Source organism: Bacillus sp. A1 (genome assembly GCF_042296235.1).
Lineage (GTDB): Bacteria > Bacillota > Bacilli > Bacillales > Bacillaceae > Bacillus > Bacillus velezensis.
The window spans coordinates 927,915-944,144 of the sequence record NZ_CP141181.1 but is presented as its reverse complement, the minus strand read 5'-3'; the positions used below and the strand labels follow the sequence as shown (position 1 = coordinate 944,144).

17 protein-coding genes and 2 pseudogenes are annotated in these 16,230 nt (G+C 46.7%); 5 read left to right on the top strand and 14 right to left on the bottom strand.

Features of this window, described 5'->3' with window-relative positions:
• Positions 1 to 70: 70 nt before the first annotated feature.
• Together U2H13_RS04870 and U2H13_RS04865 are read right to left on the bottom strand one after the other, a co-directional pair.
• The gene (locus U2H13_RS04870) at positions 71 to 493 is read right to left on the bottom strand and encodes a CBS domain-containing protein (protein WP_007408449.1); all 423 of its coding nucleotides are present in this window, start codon (positions 491 to 493) and stop codon (positions 71 to 73) included.
• A gap of 130 nt (positions 494 to 623) precedes the next feature.
• A complete protein-coding gene (locus tag U2H13_RS04865; protein WP_007408448.1) occupies positions 624 to 1,019 on the bottom strand; it encodes a DUF5365 family protein in 396 nt (131 codons plus the stop codon).
• A gap of 109 nt (positions 1,020 to 1,128) precedes the next feature.
• On the opposite strand from U2H13_RS04865, the gene U2H13_RS04860 reads away from it, so the two are divergent.
• Complete coding sequence (locus U2H13_RS04860) at positions 1,129 to 2,037, top strand: RluA family pseudouridine synthase (protein WP_014417281.1); 909 nt, start codon at positions 1,129 to 1,131, stop codon at positions 2,035 to 2,037.
• On the opposite strand, the gene U2H13_RS04855 is transcribed toward U2H13_RS04860, so the two are convergent.
• Positions 2,034 to 2,630 (bottom strand): class D sortase, encoded by a 597-nt coding sequence (locus tag U2H13_RS04855; RefSeq protein WP_167408964.1) that lies wholly within the window; start codon positions 2,628 to 2,630, stop codon positions 2,034 to 2,036. The genes U2H13_RS04860 and U2H13_RS04855 overlap by 4 nt on opposite strands.
• On the bottom strand, positions 2,627 to 4,681 hold the full coding sequence (locus U2H13_RS04850) for a 5'-nucleotidase C-terminal domain-containing protein (RefSeq protein ID WP_376700703.1): 2,055 nt from the start codon (positions 4,679 to 4,681) through the stop codon (positions 2,627 to 2,629). Before U2H13_RS04850 ends, U2H13_RS04855 begins: the two co-directional genes overlap by 4 nt.
• A gap of 192 nt (positions 4,682 to 4,873) precedes the next feature.
• Between U2H13_RS04850 and U2H13_RS04845 the strand changes: the two genes are divergently transcribed.
• Positions 4,874 to 5,539, top strand: coding sequence for a spore coat protein (locus U2H13_RS04845; RefSeq protein ID WP_007610275.1), 666 nt, complete (start codon positions 4,874 to 4,876; stop codon positions 5,537 to 5,539).
• On the opposite strand, the gene U2H13_RS04840 is transcribed toward U2H13_RS04845, so the two are convergent.
• Positions 5,540 to 6,442, bottom strand: coding sequence for a hypothetical protein (locus U2H13_RS04840; protein WP_025649518.1), 903 nt, complete (start codon positions 6,440 to 6,442; stop codon positions 5,540 to 5,542). It abuts the gene before it with no gap.
• 120 nt (positions 6,443 to 6,562) lie between these two features.
• Positions 6,563 to 7,102 carry a YhcN/YlaJ family sporulation lipoprotein gene (locus U2H13_RS04835; protein ID WP_003155362.1) on the bottom strand — a complete coding sequence of 180 codons (540 nt, stop codon included), beginning with the start codon at positions 7,100 to 7,102 and terminating at the stop codon, positions 6,563 to 6,565.
• A 144-nt stretch (positions 7,103 to 7,246) separates the two neighbouring features.
• Here U2H13_RS04835 and U2H13_RS04830 point away from each other — a divergent pair, with 144 nt between their 5' ends.
• A complete protein-coding gene (locus U2H13_RS04830; RefSeq protein ID WP_109566808.1) occupies positions 7,247 to 7,819 on the top strand; it encodes a hypothetical protein in 573 nt (190 codons plus the stop codon).
• Positions 7,820 to 7,883: 64 nt separating this feature from the next.
• On the opposite strand, the gene U2H13_RS04825 is transcribed toward U2H13_RS04830, so the two are convergent.
• Positions 7,884 to 9,275 carry an L-cystine transporter gene (locus U2H13_RS04825; protein WP_376700702.1) on the bottom strand — a complete coding sequence of 464 codons (1,392 nt, stop codon included), beginning with the start codon at positions 9,273 to 9,275 and terminating at the stop codon, positions 7,884 to 7,886.
• Between the two features lie 151 nt (positions 9,276 to 9,426).
• Here U2H13_RS04825 and U2H13_RS04820 point away from each other — a divergent pair.
• Positions 9,427 to 10,506 (top strand): annotated as a pseudogene (locus U2H13_RS04820) (GGDEF domain-containing protein).
• A 16-nt stretch (positions 10,507 to 10,522) separates the two neighbouring features.
• Here U2H13_RS04820 and U2H13_RS04815 read toward each other — a convergent pair.
• Positions 10,523 to 11,354: pseudogene (locus tag U2H13_RS04815) on the bottom strand (MetQ/NlpA family ABC transporter substrate-binding protein).
• A gap of 381 nt (positions 11,355 to 11,735) precedes the next feature.
• Between U2H13_RS04815 and cspB the strand changes: the two are divergent.
• Positions 11,736 to 11,936, top strand: a complete 201-nt coding sequence (gene cspB / locus U2H13_RS04810) for a cold shock-like protein CspB (RefSeq protein WP_003155376.1) — start codon at positions 11,736 to 11,738, stop codon at positions 11,934 to 11,936.
• Between the two features lie 90 nt (positions 11,937 to 12,026).
• Here the strand turns inward: cspB and U2H13_RS04805 are convergent, their stop codons facing one another.
• From U2H13_RS04805 to U2H13_RS04780, 6 genes are all read right to left on the bottom strand, one after another.
• Entirely contained in the window at positions 12,027 to 12,974 is a 948-nt protein-coding gene (locus U2H13_RS04805) for an ABC transporter permease (protein WP_014417273.1), read from the bottom strand.
• Positions 12,967 to 13,884 (bottom strand): ABC transporter ATP-binding protein, encoded by a 918-nt coding sequence (locus tag U2H13_RS04800; RefSeq protein ID WP_012117151.1) that lies wholly within the window; start codon positions 13,882 to 13,884, stop codon positions 12,967 to 12,969. Before U2H13_RS04800 ends, U2H13_RS04805 begins: the two co-directional genes overlap by 8 nt.
• Entirely contained in the window at positions 13,885 to 14,601 is a 717-nt protein-coding gene (locus tag U2H13_RS04795) for an ATP-binding cassette domain-containing protein (RefSeq protein ID WP_061862006.1), read from the bottom strand.
• On the bottom strand, positions 14,591 to 14,968 hold the full coding sequence (locus U2H13_RS04790; RefSeq protein ID WP_031304429.1) for a GntR family transcriptional regulator: 378 nt from the start codon (positions 14,966 to 14,968) through the stop codon (positions 14,591 to 14,593). The genes U2H13_RS04795 and U2H13_RS04790 overlap by 11 nt, the downstream gene beginning before the upstream one ends.
• Before the next feature lie 2 nt (positions 14,969 to 14,970).
• Complete coding sequence (locus U2H13_RS04785) at positions 14,971 to 15,738, bottom strand: hypothetical protein (protein WP_109566807.1); 768 nt, start codon at positions 15,736 to 15,738, stop codon at positions 14,971 to 14,973.
• A 119-nt stretch (positions 15,739 to 15,857) separates the two neighbouring features.
• Positions 15,858 to 16,229 (bottom strand): hypothetical protein, encoded by a 372-nt coding sequence (locus tag U2H13_RS04780; RefSeq protein ID WP_014417269.1) that lies wholly within the window; start codon positions 16,227 to 16,229, stop codon positions 15,858 to 15,860.
• Position 16,230: the final 1 nt, after the last annotated feature.

Below are 16,230 nucleotides of genomic sequence, written 5' to 3'. Positions count from 1 at the left end.
TCTTTCGCGTTCAAAATGTAACATTCTGACGGAAAGAAGAGCCTGCATGAGTGCAAGCTCTCTTCATCCGTTACTGTGTGTTTTGACTGGAAATATTGGAAAGAGCTGCTCCCGCAGACTCATTTGAACGCTGATCGACCGCTAAGTCTCCAAGCGCAACGATCCCGACCAGATGATTTTGATCGACAATGGGAAGGCGGCGGATTTGGTGTTGGGCCATCAGATGTGACGCCTCTTCAAGACTCATTTCCGGGTTTCCGGATACAACTGCAGAAGACATCACGTGTGAAACAGGTGTTTGGCCGTCGCGGCCTTGAGCCGTTGTTCTCAATGCGATATCACGGTCTGTCAGCATTCCTTTTAATTCCCCTCCGTCAACGACGGGAATTGCTCCGACATTATGCTGGTGCATCAGCGCAGCCGCTTCCTGAATCGTTTGATTGGGAGAAACGGTAGCCACGTGGGTAGTCATTGATTGTTTGATTGAACTCATTGTAAAGCACCCCTTTCGACATTTATTATGCTCGGGGATTTGTCTCATTATAAAGGGAGTTAGAGGAAAGAAATTGTGGTATCATGTCAAAGAAGCAAAAAAGAGCCTGTTAAAAGGCTCTTTATACCCGTCAGATCAGCCTTCTGTGACCGCAGGCTTCTGATCCGGCCCCTGTCTCGAAATCATCATAGGTAAAGGGAAAATTCATTCCGCATTCATTCAGCAAAGCGCAATTTTTATCAAACAGCGCCCGCTCTTTGACGTCATATACCGGGTGCGGCTTTGACAGCATGATATGTACCGTTTGCAGACAAGCCATAATTTGAAACGCTTCTTTTAAAGTTCCTTGGTAACGTTGGTTTTGTAATGATAATACGCCCCTTTTTTTAAAGCGCTGAATTTCCAGTTCGGAGAAATAAAGAGGAAAGACATTTTGAAACAATTCAGAGGAAAGCTCTTGTATCGCGCTTTCTTGTCCGTCAGTCGCTGCGTTCACAATTCTCACATCAATCACCTTTCTTGCCATGTGAATATCCTTAATCTTTATCAAGAATAGCATAGAAAAAAACGCGAAAGCTAAGGTAAGTGTTTCCTATTGAAACAGCCGCTTTCCGCTTGAAAAGGAGCTTTATGATATGAAACAAAATGACCGCGGTCTGGAACTCCTGATTACGGAAAAGCACGCCGGACAATGGCTGTTTTCAGTCCTGAAATCTGAATTCCAGGCGTCAAAACCCGTAATTACGGAATGGATGAACCAAGAAAGCATTCAGGTGAATCGGACATCCCCGAAAAACAATATCATACTGAAGACCGGAGATCGCTTATTCATTGATCTTCAGGAAAAAACGGGTTCTTCGGTGACTCCGGAATACGGAGAGCCGGACATTTTATTTGAGGACAATCATATGCTGATTGCAAATAAGCCGGCGGGAATGCCGACTCATCCAAATGAAGAGGGTCAGACCGGCACCCTCAGCAACCTGATCGCTTACCATTTTCAAATTAACGGCGAGCAGGCGAAAGTGCGCCACGTTCACCGTCTTGACCGTGACACGTCAGGCGCGGTCGTTTTCGCGAAACACCGCCTGGCCCATGCAATCCTTGACCGTCAGCTCGAAACCAAAACATTAAAACGCACCTATATCGCCGCGGCGGAAGGAAAAATCACGCCGAAAAAAGGCACGGTTGACTCGCCGATCGGCCGCGACAGGTCACATTCCGTCAGACGGCGCGTCTCACCCGGCGGACAAGCCGCCGTCACCCATTACAAAGTGAAAGGCTATCATCCCGGTGCGCAGCTTACATTGGCAGAGCTTGAACTGGAGACCGGGAGAACACATCAAATCAGGGTGCATATGGCAAGCATCGGCCATCCGTTGGCGGGCGATGACCTGTACGGCGGAAGCAGGACGCTGTTTCACAGGCAGGCGCTTCACGCCAAAAAAGTCAGTGTCGTCCATCCGATCTCAGGAGAAGAAATCGTTGCCGAGGCGCCGATGCCGGCTGATCTGGCTCATTTTACCGAAACGTATTTTTCTTAAACCGGGTCGGCATATATAATATATCGTTTCGGCGCATTTCCAATGTAAGAAAACGGATAGCAAGTGGTCAGGATCAGTTCCTCCCGCTTGTGCTGAAGGGTGATGACAGATGTATCATTCCGGCTGACGATTTTTGTACGGCTGATTTTATAAGAAAACGTGCCGTAAGACAAAATCACGTTCAGTCTGTCTCCTTTTTTCAGTTCGCCGGTCCGGCGGAACACCGTGTCCCTGTGGCCGGATAACACAATTTGGCCGTGATCGCCCGGATAATAGCTGTCCTTATAATGTCCGACGCCTTTTGCTAAATCATCTGCGTCAGTCCCTTCGACGATCGGGAGCTCAGCGTCGATTTCAGGGATTTCTAAAATGCCGCTTGCCTCACCCGTTTCGGGGTGAAATTCTTTTTTGCGCTGTGCCAGCACGGCGCTTTTTGTTTCGTTCTTTTCCAAGACAGGTTCTGTTGCTTGTTTTGCTTCTTCAAGCGATTGGTTCGTTTTCATATGTGAATCAATGATCTTCCAGCTTCCGTAACATGTGATGATGATACCGGCGATGATGACGAGAAGCGGAATATGTTTCAGTTTGTTCATCGTGTGCGGGTTCCCCTTTTCTTTCTGAAAAGCCAATATACGCCGGCACCCGTGATCACCAGTCCGGCCAATGCCGTCTGATGGCTGCCCGCTGAAGTATCAGGCAATGGGCGGCCTTTTTGTGTGCCGCTTTCAGTCTGTTTTGTGCTTTGTTCCGAATTTGCGGCAGACGCCGGACGGGATTCGGGAATTGACTGCACTGTATCAGATGCTGTTTCTTTTACGACAGGACGTTCAGGTTTTTTGGTTTGATCAGGCTGTTCTGCTGCATCCGGTTTTTTAGCGGGTTTTTCCGCTTGAGGTTTTTCTCCTTTATCAGGCCTGGTGCCGCCCGGTGTTTCCCCGCTTCCCGGCTGATTGCCGGTGTCATCAGATGTTTTTGCGGCTGATGCCGTGCGGATGCGGCCATCGGTTTGATAAGAAATCGGTGCGGAAAAGCTTTTGACATAGTCTGCTGTCGCTTCCAAATCCTCAGGCCCCGTCACCGGATTCTTGCCGAGTTTCCCGATCGGACCGTATTTTGCCCCCGCTGCCGTCGCCATAAATTGATTGACTGTTACTGTATATCCTTTTTCGGGCTGTATGTCTGTCCCGTCCGCCATTTTCAAATCAACCGCTTGTCCGGTTTCCGTGTTCCATGTATAGGAAAATCCGCTGATGCTGTAATCCGGACCGTACACCGGAGAAATTTGCGCATTAATAATCTCCCGCAAATCTTTTCCTTTGATTTCAAGCTTCGTCAGCACATTGCCGAACGGCTGTACATTATAAAGGTCTCCCCATGTGATCGGCCCTTTTTTTATGCCGTCCCGGATGCCTCCCCCATTCATAAGCGCAAAATCGGATTTCATCTTCGCTTTCATACCGTCGGCAATCAGATTTCCGAGCGCCGTGTCGCCGTCATTTGAATACCCGCCCGTTATATCATGGGCCGCTTCCCCGACCGTTTCGCTGATAATCGGTTTCACTTTCTCTTCATATTTGCTTAATATGCCTGCCGCAGCCAGGTCAGGCTTGATTTTACTTTGATCGATATATTGGATTTCCGCTGATTTTTTCACGATATCCTTCGACTCTTTATCAAGTTCAAGATCGGCGATTCCGATTGCTTTTCCGTATTCAAATGCCTGCACAATCAGCTTGCCGTTGATTTCTCCGTTTACGACTTTATGATTGTGCGCGGCGAAAATCACATCAATCTCTGAGTCTGTTCCGCTTGCAAGCTTTGCGGATTCTCCAGTGATTGCTGAGCCATTTTGTTCAGCAGACATATGGGCGAGTACGGCGATTGCTTTAATTCCTTTTTTCTTCAAGTCAGCGGCGGCGTCATTGACGGCCTTTACCTCATCCGTAAACGTAATATTTTTAATTCCGTCCGGGATGACCATGCCTGCCGCCGATCTGGTTACAACCCCGATAAATGCGACCGGAATTCCGGAAACGTATTTGATTTCATACGGCGGCAGAAAGGACTCCCCTGACTTCAGTTTACAGTTTGCGCAGACGAGCGGGAAATTTTGGCCGTCATAACCGCTTGTCCCCTTACCGTCCGGATGATCTCCTCCATTGATGATCCGTTTAAGCTCATCCGTTCCTTCATCGAATTCGTGATTGCCGACAGTTCCGACATCAAAACCGATGTCTTCCATCAATTCTACTGTCGGTTCATCCTGAAAAAGGGCTGACACGGGAGAGCTGCCCCCGATCATATCGCCCGCATGCACGACAAAGGCGTGTTCTTTCTCGGCTTTCGCCTTTTTAATGTACGCGGCGGCGTAGTCCATCCGCCCGAAAGTGCCATCCGGTTTACCGTCTCCGTTAAGGTCAAGCTCATATTGCTGATCAATTTTTCCGTGCAGATCATTCATGCTGATGATTCTGAGCGGGACACGGCCCGAGTCTTCAGTCTGCCGTTCTTTATACGCTTTATCCGTTCCAGCTTCATTCAGTGATCCGGCTTGTCCGATTGCTTCCGCATCTTTCACGCTGAACATCATAAAACAAACCGTCAGCAAACAGCACGAAAGACGCATACCCCTTTTTTTCTTCATTCATTTCCCCCCTGTCTTCTAAGAAATACGTTAGCTTATTTTCTTAAAAATCACATCATTTTTTTGTAAAGATTGTCTTCGCTGGCGCAAAATAGTAAATAATCCCCACGTAACGAAATAGGTCTTGATGTATAATGGATCGGCTTTTTTCACATCTTAATGATGATTTGACATGAAGGAGGAAAACAACCAGTGGAACAGCAGCAGAATCAGCAGCAGCCGCCAGTAAATCAGGGGATCCCGGGTTCACCGCAAGTGAATCACGGAGGACATGAGCTTTTCGATATGCATGAAGTGCTGGCCGGAACAGTCGGCGTTTTGGATCAATTTATGATGCTCAGACAGTTTATACAGGATCAGCAGCTGGCCGACATCCTTGACCGCCAGTATCAATTCATTCTCGGACTCTATAATCTGACGGCAGAATGCTTTAAGACCGGCCAAAAGCCTTCTCAGGAAACGTCGACATATATGATGAAGGAACAGAACCAGGCCGTCTACGGTATAAAACCGACTCAGCCGAAAAAACCGAATCAATCATTAAATGATGTCAAAGATCTCGGGATCAGCGGCCATATGCTCGGCCTGATAAAAGCTCAAGCTTCTCTCTTGACGATGAGCTCGCTTGAAATGACCAATCCCGTCACAAGAAGAGTGCTCTCCGCCCAAATTCAGCAATATGTCGAAATGGCGTTTGAAATCTTCTTATACCAAAACAAACACGGTTATTATCAGGTTCCTCAGCTCAATGCACAAGATATGCAGACCATGCTGAATTCATTTGCGCCGGCCCAGGGACAGCCGCAAATGCCTCCGATTAAAGGACAAATGGGACAGCAGCAGCAAAACCTCCATTGATTAAAAAACGGCGTTGGAAACCTGACTCTCCAATGCCGTTTTCTTTTTTTCATATGCTTTTGTGAAATCATGTTCAAATCGTTTCAGGCTTTCTTTCGTAGCCGCTTCAAAGCCTTTTTCAAAATCCTGTGTTTCGGCGGTTTTGTTGATAATGGTTAAGATAATGCCTTCTCCGAATGTTTCGGTTAAGTCCTTTATCATATAGAAGCTTTGCAAATAGACATCCGTTTCATATTCCATACGCGATTTCTGCCATTTTCGGTCGGTCGTTAATTGATCAAACGGCACGACGGAAAATGCAATCGGATCAATGACTACATCATAATGCGCGACCCACTCGCTCAGCCCCTCATGAAACCAAAGCGGAAATACAGACGTATCCGTCCCCAATTGCCGCGTTTTTTGATGAAACGCGTAGTGTGTGTATTCATGTATAATCAATTGCTTATACATGAAAACGGCCAGCTCATCTTTTTTCAAAAGCTGTTTTTTCTCTTCAGGCAAAAGCCCCATCATCTGCTCCTGTTCTGAATAAAAACCGACTACATTTTTCAATCCTGAATATTGCTCCATTTCAGCTTCATCCGAAAAAAAAATGAGTTCAAGCGGCGCTGCACCTTTATAGCCGACAATGATTTGATTGATACGCTTTGCGTGGTCCAGCGTAAGCTTGGTCAGATCCAAGAGCGGCTTTTCATCCGCCGTATAGTAAATCGCTGTATGTTTGTAAATTTCTTTATTCATGTGTTCAGTCACTTGTTCCTTCGTCGGAACAGAGCGGCTGTTTTGGCCTGACAGGACGTACATCATACTTACTGAAACGGCTGAACTGACAGCCAATATGACAAGGACTCCGCACAGGATCAGAGTGAATGCCGCCCGTTTCCCCATGCCGTCACGCAAACAAGCTCCCCTCCCCGATCCTTTAATTTTCATCTCATTCTTTACTTTATGCTCAGGAGCGCTGGGTCGTGACGGCAGATAAAATAAAAAAGCCGCAGCAAATGCGGCTTTTCCATTCATTTATTTATTGGGGTTTGGGAATACACGCTGCACCATTTGACCGAATTCATCAAACAGACCGGATACAGGATGTCCGTTTTGGATTCGTTTTCCGTAGCCTTGCATACGTTCAACGAAGTCCGGGTTCGCTGATACATATACAGTCCGGACATGTTTATCGGCTGATTTCACCTTATCGGTAATTTTATTTTTTAAATGGTTGGCGATGGCGCCTTTTTGCCCGTTTGTCAGAACAACGGCAACATATGCGCTGTTTCCGGCAACGATCACAGTCGCATTTTTAACTTCTTTTAAATCAGTCACCTTGTCAGCGGCTTTATCAGCCACTCTCAGGTTACGATTGTCATTGTGATCGGTGTTTTGGTTATGACGGTTCACTGTATTCATATTTGTCGCACCGTCGTTAGGCGTGTTGCGGTAATTTACATTCTGGGTGCGGTTGTCATTTCGTTTTCCTTCCCCCTGGTTCCCCATACTGCACCCTGCGGTAATCAGCATCGGCAGAAGAAGGGCAGAGATAACTGCTTGCTTTTTTATCATGTGAATTCCTCCTTTCTCACTTTACGTATAGGTTTTTCTATTCGGCGGGATTTATGCACGCCGTTTGCATTCTGAGCGGTTTGGATAAATATCAGAAGGAAAGGGAAAGGTAAGCGTAATCAATTGAATGAGGAGGGATTTAACTTGTTCAGAAAAAAAAGCGGCGTCAGCCCGACAGCGCTGCTGATCGGATCATCGATTCTGATTGCAGCTTTATCACCCGAAATCCGCCGGAAAATCTCCGGAATGGTTTCAGGCAGTATGCAGCATAAAGATGGCACACATTCCATGCAGCCTGCTGACCTGATTCAACAGGCGTTCGGCGGGGAATCCGGCGGACAGCAGCACACGGACAAAGCCCGGCATTCACAAAACGGCTCATTGCAGCCTGCCGAGCTGATCAAACAGGCGTTCGGCGGGGATTCCGGCGGACAGCAGCACACGGACAAAGCCCGGCATTCACAAAACGGCTCCACGCAGCCTGCCGAGCTGATCAAACAGGCGTTCGGCGGGGATTCCGGCGGACAGCAGCATGAGCAGACTTCCCGCAATCACTCCGGCTCATCCCATACAGACGGACAGGCAGACCGCAGTAAAGAAACTTCGCCGAAGCCTCACTATACCGAGCCGATTCACTTCGAAGAAAGCGCGGTAAATGTTTTAAATGACAGCACCGTGATGAATATGCTGGAAGAAATTGAACCCGGAAATCATTAGAAACGAAAAAATCCTTCATTCGTTCAACGATGAAGGATTTTTCGTTTTAGCGCTCGATCTGCTTTTAAGCTTCTTCAGCTTCAATGACGATTGAGGAATCATTGTACACCGCGGTATCGGTTTCCTTCGTCATTTTACTTGTTAACAGCCCTGCGGTCATACTGCCGCTGACATTTAAGGCGGTGCGCCCCATGTCAATTAACGGCTCAATTGAAATGAGCAGCCCGGCAAGCGCGACAGGCATGTTCAAAGCGGATAGGACGAGCAGAGCCGCAAATGTCGCGCCGCCTCCCACGCCTGCTACACCGAATGAACTGATTGCCACGATGGCGATGACGGAGATGATGAATCCCGGTTCAAACGGGTTTTGTCCTACTGTCGGCGCAATCATCATCGCGAGCATCGCCGGGTAAATGCCGGCACAGCCGTTTTGGCCGATCGATAAACCGAATGAACCGGCGAAGTTCGCAATTCCTTCAGGGACGCCCATGCTTTTTTGCGTTTTAATATTAAGCGGCAAAGCCCCTGCGCTTGAACGGGACGTAAACGCAAACACCATGACAGGAAATGCTTTTTTCACGTATGTGATCGGATTTAAACCGCTGAACGTAATCAGCAGCAGGTGAATGATAAACATGACGATAAGCGCGGCGTATGAAGCGATCACAAACATCCCCAGTTTCGCAATGCTGTCGATGTCGCTTGTCGCGATCGTCTTTGTCATAATCGCCAATACCCCGTAAGGCGTCAATCTTAAAATTAACGTCACGACGCGCATAATAATCGCGTATACCGCATCGACAATTCCGCTGAACGTCGCAGCGTGCTCCGGCTGCTTCCGTTTCACGCCCAGAAAAGCGATGCCGAGGAAAGCGGCGAAAATAACGACTCCGATGGTGGAAGTCGGTCTGGCCCCCGTGAAATCAAGAAACGGATTTCCCGGCAGAAGCTCAACGATTTGCTGAGGCAGCGTTTTGGCCGTCATATCCTCAGATTTTTGCTGCAGCTCCTGGCCTCTTGATAACTCGGTGCTTCCCTGGTCGATATGAACGGCTTTCAGATCAAAGGAAAGCGCCGAAACAATTCCGACTGCCGCAGCAATTGCTGTCGTAGCGATCAAAATTCCGATGATCAGTCCGCTGATTTTCCCGATGTTATGGGTCAGTTTCAGCTTCGTAAATGCGCCGAGAATAGAAATAAAGACTAGCGGCATGACGATCATCTGAAGCAATTTGACATAACCGCCGCCGGCAATATTAAACCAATCGGCCGTTTGTGTCACGGTATGTGAAGCCGGCCCGTAAATCAATTGCAGTGCAAAACCGAATACAATGCCTAGTCCGAGCGCGGTAAAGACACGTTTAGAAAAGGAAACGTGTTTTTTTTGCATGACAAACAAACCTGCTATAAGCAAAAGCATAATAAAAACATGTAAGACTACAAATAAATTCTCCAAAACAGGTAAACACTCCCTTGCTCATTATCCTTTAACACTATATTATATGAATTCCGATCGGTCAAGTAAGAATTGACAAAATATGTATTTTTATAGACTTTTCTCTTTTCTTTCCACCCTTTCTCTAGTAACTTATATAAGGGTGATTGTTATGCTGAAGGAACTGTTTCTTAATTTGACGATTTTAATTACATTTAATTATCTGTTCACCCTTCTTTTTAAAGAGTCGCTTTCGTATAAAGAAGACCGTCTGATGTTTCAATTACTGAAGGGGACGGTCTGCGGGCTTTTAGGGGTTTTTCTGATTGCTTTCGGCTTTTCTTACTCCGATTCCATCATTGATCTCAGAAATATCCCCATTATCATCGCCGCTCTTTACGGAGGCTGGGTGTCTACGGCAGCCGCCTTTGCGATTATCGTCGCAGGCCGTATCCTGATCAATTTCAATGCCAGCGCCATTTTTTCCATCGCCGCCGTCGGGGTTATTGCGATACTTTCTGCGGCCGTCCTCAGAGGAAAAAAGCCGGATCACAAAATGGCGTTCGTTATGCTGCTTTTTTCAAATGTTATTTTCACCCTGACGCTGCTGTTTCTTATGCCCGAACAGCCTGCCGGGGCCCTCGTTTAGTATTGGCTCATTTCCGTCTTGGGCGGAATGCTGTCGCTGTATATTATTAAACACGAAGCCGATGCCCGCCTTTTGTTCAAGCAATACAAGTTTCAAGCGAATTATGATTTTCTGACGGGGATTTTTAATAAGAGAAAATTCGAGGAAGTCTCGCGCGTTCTGTACGATCGGGCGTCTCAATCCCCCTCGTCTCAGCTCGCGCTTATTTATTTGGATATTGATCACTTTAAGCAGATCAATGATCAATACGGCCATTATGAAGGGGATCAAGTGCTGAAGGAACTGGGGGCGCGCCTGAGGTTCTTACTCAGCAGTTCTGATCCGTCAGCCCGCATCGGCGGGGAAGAATTTGCCGTGCTTATGCCCAATTGCACGTATACGAAAGGGCTTCACCTCGCAGAGGAAATCAGGCACACGATTGACGCGAACCCGATTCTGCTGACGAGCGGAGATACAATTCCCGTGACCGTTTCCCTCGGCATCGCGCATTATCCGACAAATACATCGGATCCTCAGACATTGCCCCTGATCGCAGACCGGATGCTGTACAAAGCGAAAACATCAGGGCGCAATCAAGTGTGCAGCACTGAAAAAAAAGAATGATCGCCCGAAGAGGAAATCATTCTTTCTTTTCAGTGAGAAAGCCGCCCCTCAGGAAAACAGGAATCAGGCTGCCCTCATATTCTTTTTCAATAAACGCCGCGGTATCATCTGATTGATACAAAGACAGGAGTTTTTGCATCCGTTCATCATCTTTATCCTCAGCTCTGACGGCGATCAGATGAATATACGCTTCCTTCATTTGCGCCGATCGGATCAGCGCGTCCTTCTCCGCATGAAATCCTGCTCTTTTCGCCTCGCTTTGACTGAGAACTGCTGCGTCAGCATGTTCCGCCGCCTGATATGCGTTCTTTTTTGTTTCCGTTTTTAAGGTCAGATGCTTCGGGTTGTCCTTGATCATATCAGTTGAACCCGTACCGGTGAATCCCTTTTTCAATGTCATCAGTCCGGCCTCCTGCATGAGAAAAAGCGCCCTGCCGAAGGCCGCCGCTTCATCAGGCACGGCAATGACCGCTCCGTCCGGTATATCCTTCAGCCGTTTATGCTGCTTGGAATACACCCCAAGCGATACCGCATATGTCGTTCCTAAAGGAGCCAGCTTCTTTTTCACATGAGGCGGCAAAGATTGAAAATAAGAAACGGATTGAAACGCATTGGCGTCGAGATCCCCGCCGGCAAGCGCCAAATCGGCCTCGGCATAATTCGAAAAACGTTACCAAAGAAAGCTGCAAACCTTCCTCACCGGCTTTTTTCGCGACAAACTCCCAGATCGATTGATCAGATTCATTGATTCCGATAGTAATTGTCCGGTTCCCGTCAGGATAATGGCATGAAGTAAGTAACATGATCAAAATGAAAAGAAACAGACTGTTTATAAGCCGCAGGTTCAAGTTGACCTACTCCCTATCTATTTTTATGTACAGAGGCGGCACCATGGTATTCGGGCTCATGATTACATACAATACCGATTAAAAAAGGGTTGTCAATTGCTTCCTTAAGAGGCTGCAAAGCGGTTTTTATCAGCTGAAAATGGGCTGTTCTAGTCTCAAATCAGATTTCCGTATCAGAGCGTTCTCCTCTTAAAACATGTTATTTCGAAAAAAGTTACATTTAGCAGTTGTTTTTTCTTCGAATTACTGGTAGAGTAAAGGTAATTATTTTTGTTCGAACTATCTTTAAGAAGAAAGTTTTGTAAGAGTTTTCGTCTTGGAAGTTTGTTTTAGAGCAAGAATAGTGAATTTAAGCGTTATGTCGCTTTAGGAGGAAATTTCATGTTAGAAGGTAAAGTAAAATGGTTCAACTCTGAAAAAGGATTCGGATTCATCGAAGTAGAAGGTCAAGACGATGTATTCGTTCACTTCTCTGCTATTCAAGGCGAAGGCTTCAAAACTTTAGAAGAAGGCCAATCTGTTTCTTTCGAAATCGTTGAAGGAAACCGCGGACCACAAGCTGCTAACGTAACAAAAGCATAAATTGTTTAAAAAACCTGCCGGTTTACGCCGGCAGGTTTTTTTCATCTAAAACGAAAAGCTGTTTTGCAAAGGCAAAACAGCTTTTTTATATCAGGTGGCAATATCGCGTTTTAAGAAGACGCCGAATGCGAGCGCCAGAAAAATAACGAAGTAAATCACAAGCATCACAACCGAAAATGTCATCGTCATCCCCTCTACTAAAGGAGTCCCGTTCATATATTGCGACAAATCTGTGTTCGCAAATAAAATATATTTGGTCCATTCAAATTTCGCAGCAAGAAATACCGTCGCCGTGTTCCCCATAACCAATAGAAAAATAGAAAATCCGACCGCTAATGAGCTGTTCCGGAATACCGCAGACAGCATAAACGCCATCGTCGCAAGCATAAAAGCGGAGACAGATTCATAGACATATGTTTTAGCGAGGAAAGCGATGATATTTTGCTCAAAAACATGGCCGTCTTTGTATACGAGATGAACATCAGCCGCAGTATCTCCGCCTGTACCGAAAAAGACCAATCCCAACAGAGCGGAGCCGGCAAATAAAATCACAAGCATCAGCAGTCCGAACAGCAGCACCGTCATATATTTAGATAGCAAAATCTGAAAACGGCTGAGCGGACGGATGGCCAGCAGTTTGATGGTTCCCCAGTTGAACTCATTCGCCACGATGCCTGCGGCAATGATAATCGTAAACAGCCCGGTCAAAACAGTCATCATCGAAGAATCAGCTACGTATGACCACACTGTGTACCCTGTATCCTCGGGGATGTTATGATCCATACGGTATTGATTTATCGCGACATTCTGTTTCAGGTTATCAATGAGCGTCTGGTTTCCGGTTTCCTTCATCTGCTGTTTCATTTCTTTGTTTTCAGCTTGGAGCTCCTGTTTCCAATTCGGATTGGCTTCGTTCGAGGTGAAATGGTTTGACAGAAGCGCAAAACCGATCATCGAAACGCCTAAAATTACAATCATAGCCCACGTGCCGACGCGGCTGAAAATTTTTATCCATTCATTATAGATCAGCTTAAACATATTGAACCTCCTCTTTCGTCCCGCCGGTAATCTCCAAGAAACGGTCTTCCAAAGATTTTGTCATGATTTTCACTTCATATAAGCGGATGTTTTCACGGACGAGCAGAGATATCACATCAGGCACTTCCTGTTTTGACAGCTTGATCTCAATACCGTTTGTCTTCTTCACACAGTCAAACTGACTCAGAACGGCAAGAGCCTCTTCTCTTTGTTCAATATGGAAGAAGTATGTATCTTTGTCCTCTTTTCCTTCATCCCTTACTTTTTGAATATCGACAAGCTCCCCTTTTTGCAGAATGCCGATTCGGTCGCACATTAACTCCATTTCTGACAGCAGATGGCTAGAGACGATGACAGCCATTCCTTTTTCACGTGTCAGCTTTTTCAGATGGTCCCTGATTTCCCTGATGCCCGCGGGATCAAGGCCATTTGTCGGTTCATCCAGAATCAGCACCTTAGGATTATGCAGCAGGCTTTGGGCGAGGCCGAGACGCTGTCTCATTCCGAGAGAGTAGGTTTTTACTTTGTCATGTATTCTGTCCTGCAACCCGACGAGCTCGATGACCTCATCTATTTTTTCTTTCGTAACGCCTTTTACCATCCTTGCGTACTGCTGTAAATTTTTATAACCGCTCAGGAATTTGTACAGCTCCGGGTTTTCCACGATGGCTCCGACGTGCCTGACCGCTTTTGCATAGTTTTTCGTAATGGATTCCCCGCAGATTACGATGTCTCCCTGAGACAGTTTCATTAATCCGACCATCATTCTGATCGTAGTGGTTTTCCCCGCTCCGTTCGGCCCTAAAAATCCAAACACTTCGCCCGCCCGGACGGAGAAGCTCAGATCATGAATAATCGTTCGTCCTTTTATCGTTTTCTTTACCTGTTGCAGTTCTAATACCGTTTCCAATTAGAATCCCCCTTCTATTTCGTGCGCCTGCATGACGCTTCTGTACCATTGCAGCACAGACATTCCTTCCTGTTCCCGGATTTCTTCGACCTCGCGCCGTTCAGCGATTTTCCCTTTTATGAAAACCATCACTTCGTCTAACAGCGTCTCAATCTCGCCGATCTCATGCGTGGCGATGACGACGATCTGGCTGTCAAAATCAATATAAGATACGAGACTGTTGACAATCGATTCTCTGACCGCCGGATCAAGACCTGAAAACGGCTCATCCAGCAGAATGACGGATGCTTTTCTCGAGAGGGCCAAGACGATTTTCAGCCTGCCCCGGCTGCCTTTGGACAGCTCTTTTATCTTCTGCTTCGCTGAAAGATTCATTTCCGTTAATAGGTTATGTGCTTTTTCGAGCTGAAAATCCGGGAATTGCGTATGATAAAATGTGAGCATATCACCGACGGTCGTCCGGGCGGAAAACATATCATGTTCGGTTAAATAAGCCGTACGAAACAGCATGTTCCTGCTTACTGCGCAGTCTCCGATCCGGACGGCGCCCGATGTCGGGAACGCAAGCCCGGCAAGCATTTTAAGCGTTGTTGATTTCCCGCTTCCGTTCGGCCCTAAAATTCCGTAGATTTTACCCGGAGACAATGAAAATGATACATCGCTGACCGCAAGCCTGCGGCCGTATTTTTTTGTTACGCGTTCAAAATCAAGATTCATCGTTTGCTTCCTCCGCATATCGTTTGATCCCGTCGAGCATTTCCTCAGGAGATAACCCCAGCTCCGCCATTTCCTGAATAAAGCGTTTGAAAACGTCTTTTGTCAGCCTGTCTTTCAGCTCCGCTTTCAGATCGGATCTTTCCGCTATAAAGGTTCCCTGTCCTCTTCTCGTCTCCACGATCCCCAGCCTTTCCATTTCACTGTACGTTCTTTGTATCGTGTTCGGATTCACTTTCATCTGTACGGCCATCTCCCTTACGGACGGCAGTTTGTCCCCCGGTGAAAGCTCACTTCGGATCAGCCGGTAATATACACGATCGGCAATCTGCAGATAAATCGGCTTGGATGACTGAAATTCATTCTCCATCATTACACCTCAACCTTTCGATTCAGCAGCATAGAGGCCAGCGCAAGACAGAGCGCCGCAAGCACGATCACTGCCAAGAAGCTGAAAAGCGAAATGTGGACGGTTTTCAGCTCCATCGTCCATCCGGTCAATTTTGTATAATGAAAATGAAAATTCGCATACACTTTTACCGGCCATAAATCATGTTGAGATGAAGTGAAAGGCGTAATGATTTTATCGTCAATATAGGTCCAGACAAACGCAAGCACGATGCAGATCACCCAACGGAGGACGGGAACATTTTTTAATGAGTGAAAAACAGTCCAAAATACGGCCACGATCACAGATAAGTACGCTGAACTGATCAGCAGGTAAGCATTCAGTCCGGTTAATGTGCCGGCCAGGGGAATGGCGTGTTCCAGCGCTCCTTTTGCAGAAAGCATCCGGTACATCCAAATGCCGTAACCGGTCAGCGCCAGCTGCCCGATCAACTGATACAGCAGTGAGGCCGTCAGCTTGGAAGCCAGCAGATAAAATCCTCCATTCGGATTGTAAAGCCACAGCTGGTTTTTTCCTTCTTTATGAAGGTGATAGTACATAAAAAGCGGCGCTACAAGAAATTGAAAAAACCCCATTGCCGCAAAAAAGCCGAAAATGACGAGCGGTTCTTTCTGACGGGCAGCGATGACGTGGGCTGCAAACGCCAAGCAAATCATGCCGAAAAGCCACACCGCGAGCCAAATCCATGAAACCTTCGCATCTTTTTTCAGCAAACCTAAAAACGATGTCATTCTTGCTCTCTCCATTCGGATCAAGTGTATGAGTAACATAGTACACTAGATCATCATGTATTACAATATCTTCAATAAAAAAAAGACAAATCCGCTCTTACGCAGATTTGCCTTTTCAATTACTTCTTTTTGTTTTTTAAGGAGAGCAGCGCATCACGATAGCTGCTATCCTGCATTTTGCCGCCGCTATCAGGATCGTTTGTTTCCCGATCCGTCTCAGAAGTCTTAAACTTCTGAAGCGCCTGACGGTACACATCATCGCCCATTGTATTCTTTTTCTCACGGGGAGATTCAGATTTCACAACGACGGGAGCATGCTCGGCTGAGCGCTCCTCGGCCGGATCATGCTTTTCCGGCTGTTCGGCTGTAGTGCCGATCGCTTCTCTCTTTTCTTCTTTGACATCCTGTCCTGCAGAAGTGCTGCGGACATTGAATGTGATAAGAAGTGCAATCACAATGACAGCAGCAATAACCGCTATAATAATGGCCATA

Excerpts from the sequence above, each read along its gene's own strand:
- U2H13_RS04870 (WP_007408449.1), bottom strand. The coding sequence starts at position 493 with ATGAGTTCAATCAAACAATCAATGACTACCCACGTGGCTACCGTTTCT.
- U2H13_RS04865 (WP_007408448.1), bottom strand. The coding sequence starts at position 1,019 with ATGGCAAGAAAGGTGATTGATGTGAGAATTGTGAACGCAGCGACTGAC.
- U2H13_RS04860 (WP_014417281.1), top strand. The coding sequence starts at position 1,129 with ATGAAACAAAATGACCGCGGTCTGGAACTCCTGATTACGGAAAAGCAC.
- U2H13_RS04855 (WP_167408964.1), bottom strand. The coding sequence starts at position 2,630 with ATGAACAAACTGAAACATATTCCGCTTCTCGTCATCATCGCCGGTATC.
- U2H13_RS04850 (WP_376700703.1), bottom strand. The coding sequence starts at position 4,681 with ATGAAGAAAAAAAGGGGTATGCGTCTTTCGTGCTGTTTGCTGACGGTT.
- U2H13_RS04835 (WP_003155362.1), bottom strand. The coding sequence starts at position 7,102 with ATGATAAAAAAGCAAGCAGTTATCTCTGCCCTTCTTCTGCCGATGCTG.
- cspB (WP_003155376.1), top strand. The coding sequence starts at position 11,736 with ATGTTAGAAGGTAAAGTAAAATGGTTCAACTCTGAAAAAGGATTCGGA.
- U2H13_RS04805 (WP_014417273.1), bottom strand. The coding sequence starts at position 12,974 with ATGTTTAAGCTGATCTATAATGAATGGATAAAAATTTTCAGCCGCGTC.
- U2H13_RS04795 (WP_061862006.1), bottom strand. The coding sequence starts at position 14,601 with ATGAATCTTGATTTTGAACGCGTAACAAAAAAATACGGCCGCAGGCTT.
- U2H13_RS04790 (WP_031304429.1), bottom strand. The coding sequence starts at position 14,968 with ATGGAGAATGAATTTCAGTCATCCAAGCCGATTTATCTGCAGATTGCC.
- U2H13_RS04785 (WP_109566807.1), bottom strand. The coding sequence starts at position 15,738 with ATGACATCGTTTTTAGGTTTGCTGAAAAAAGATGCGAAGGTTTCATGG.
- U2H13_RS04780 (WP_014417269.1), bottom strand. The coding sequence starts at position 16,229 with ATGGCCATTATTATAGCGGTTATTGCTGCTGTCATTGTGATTGCACTT.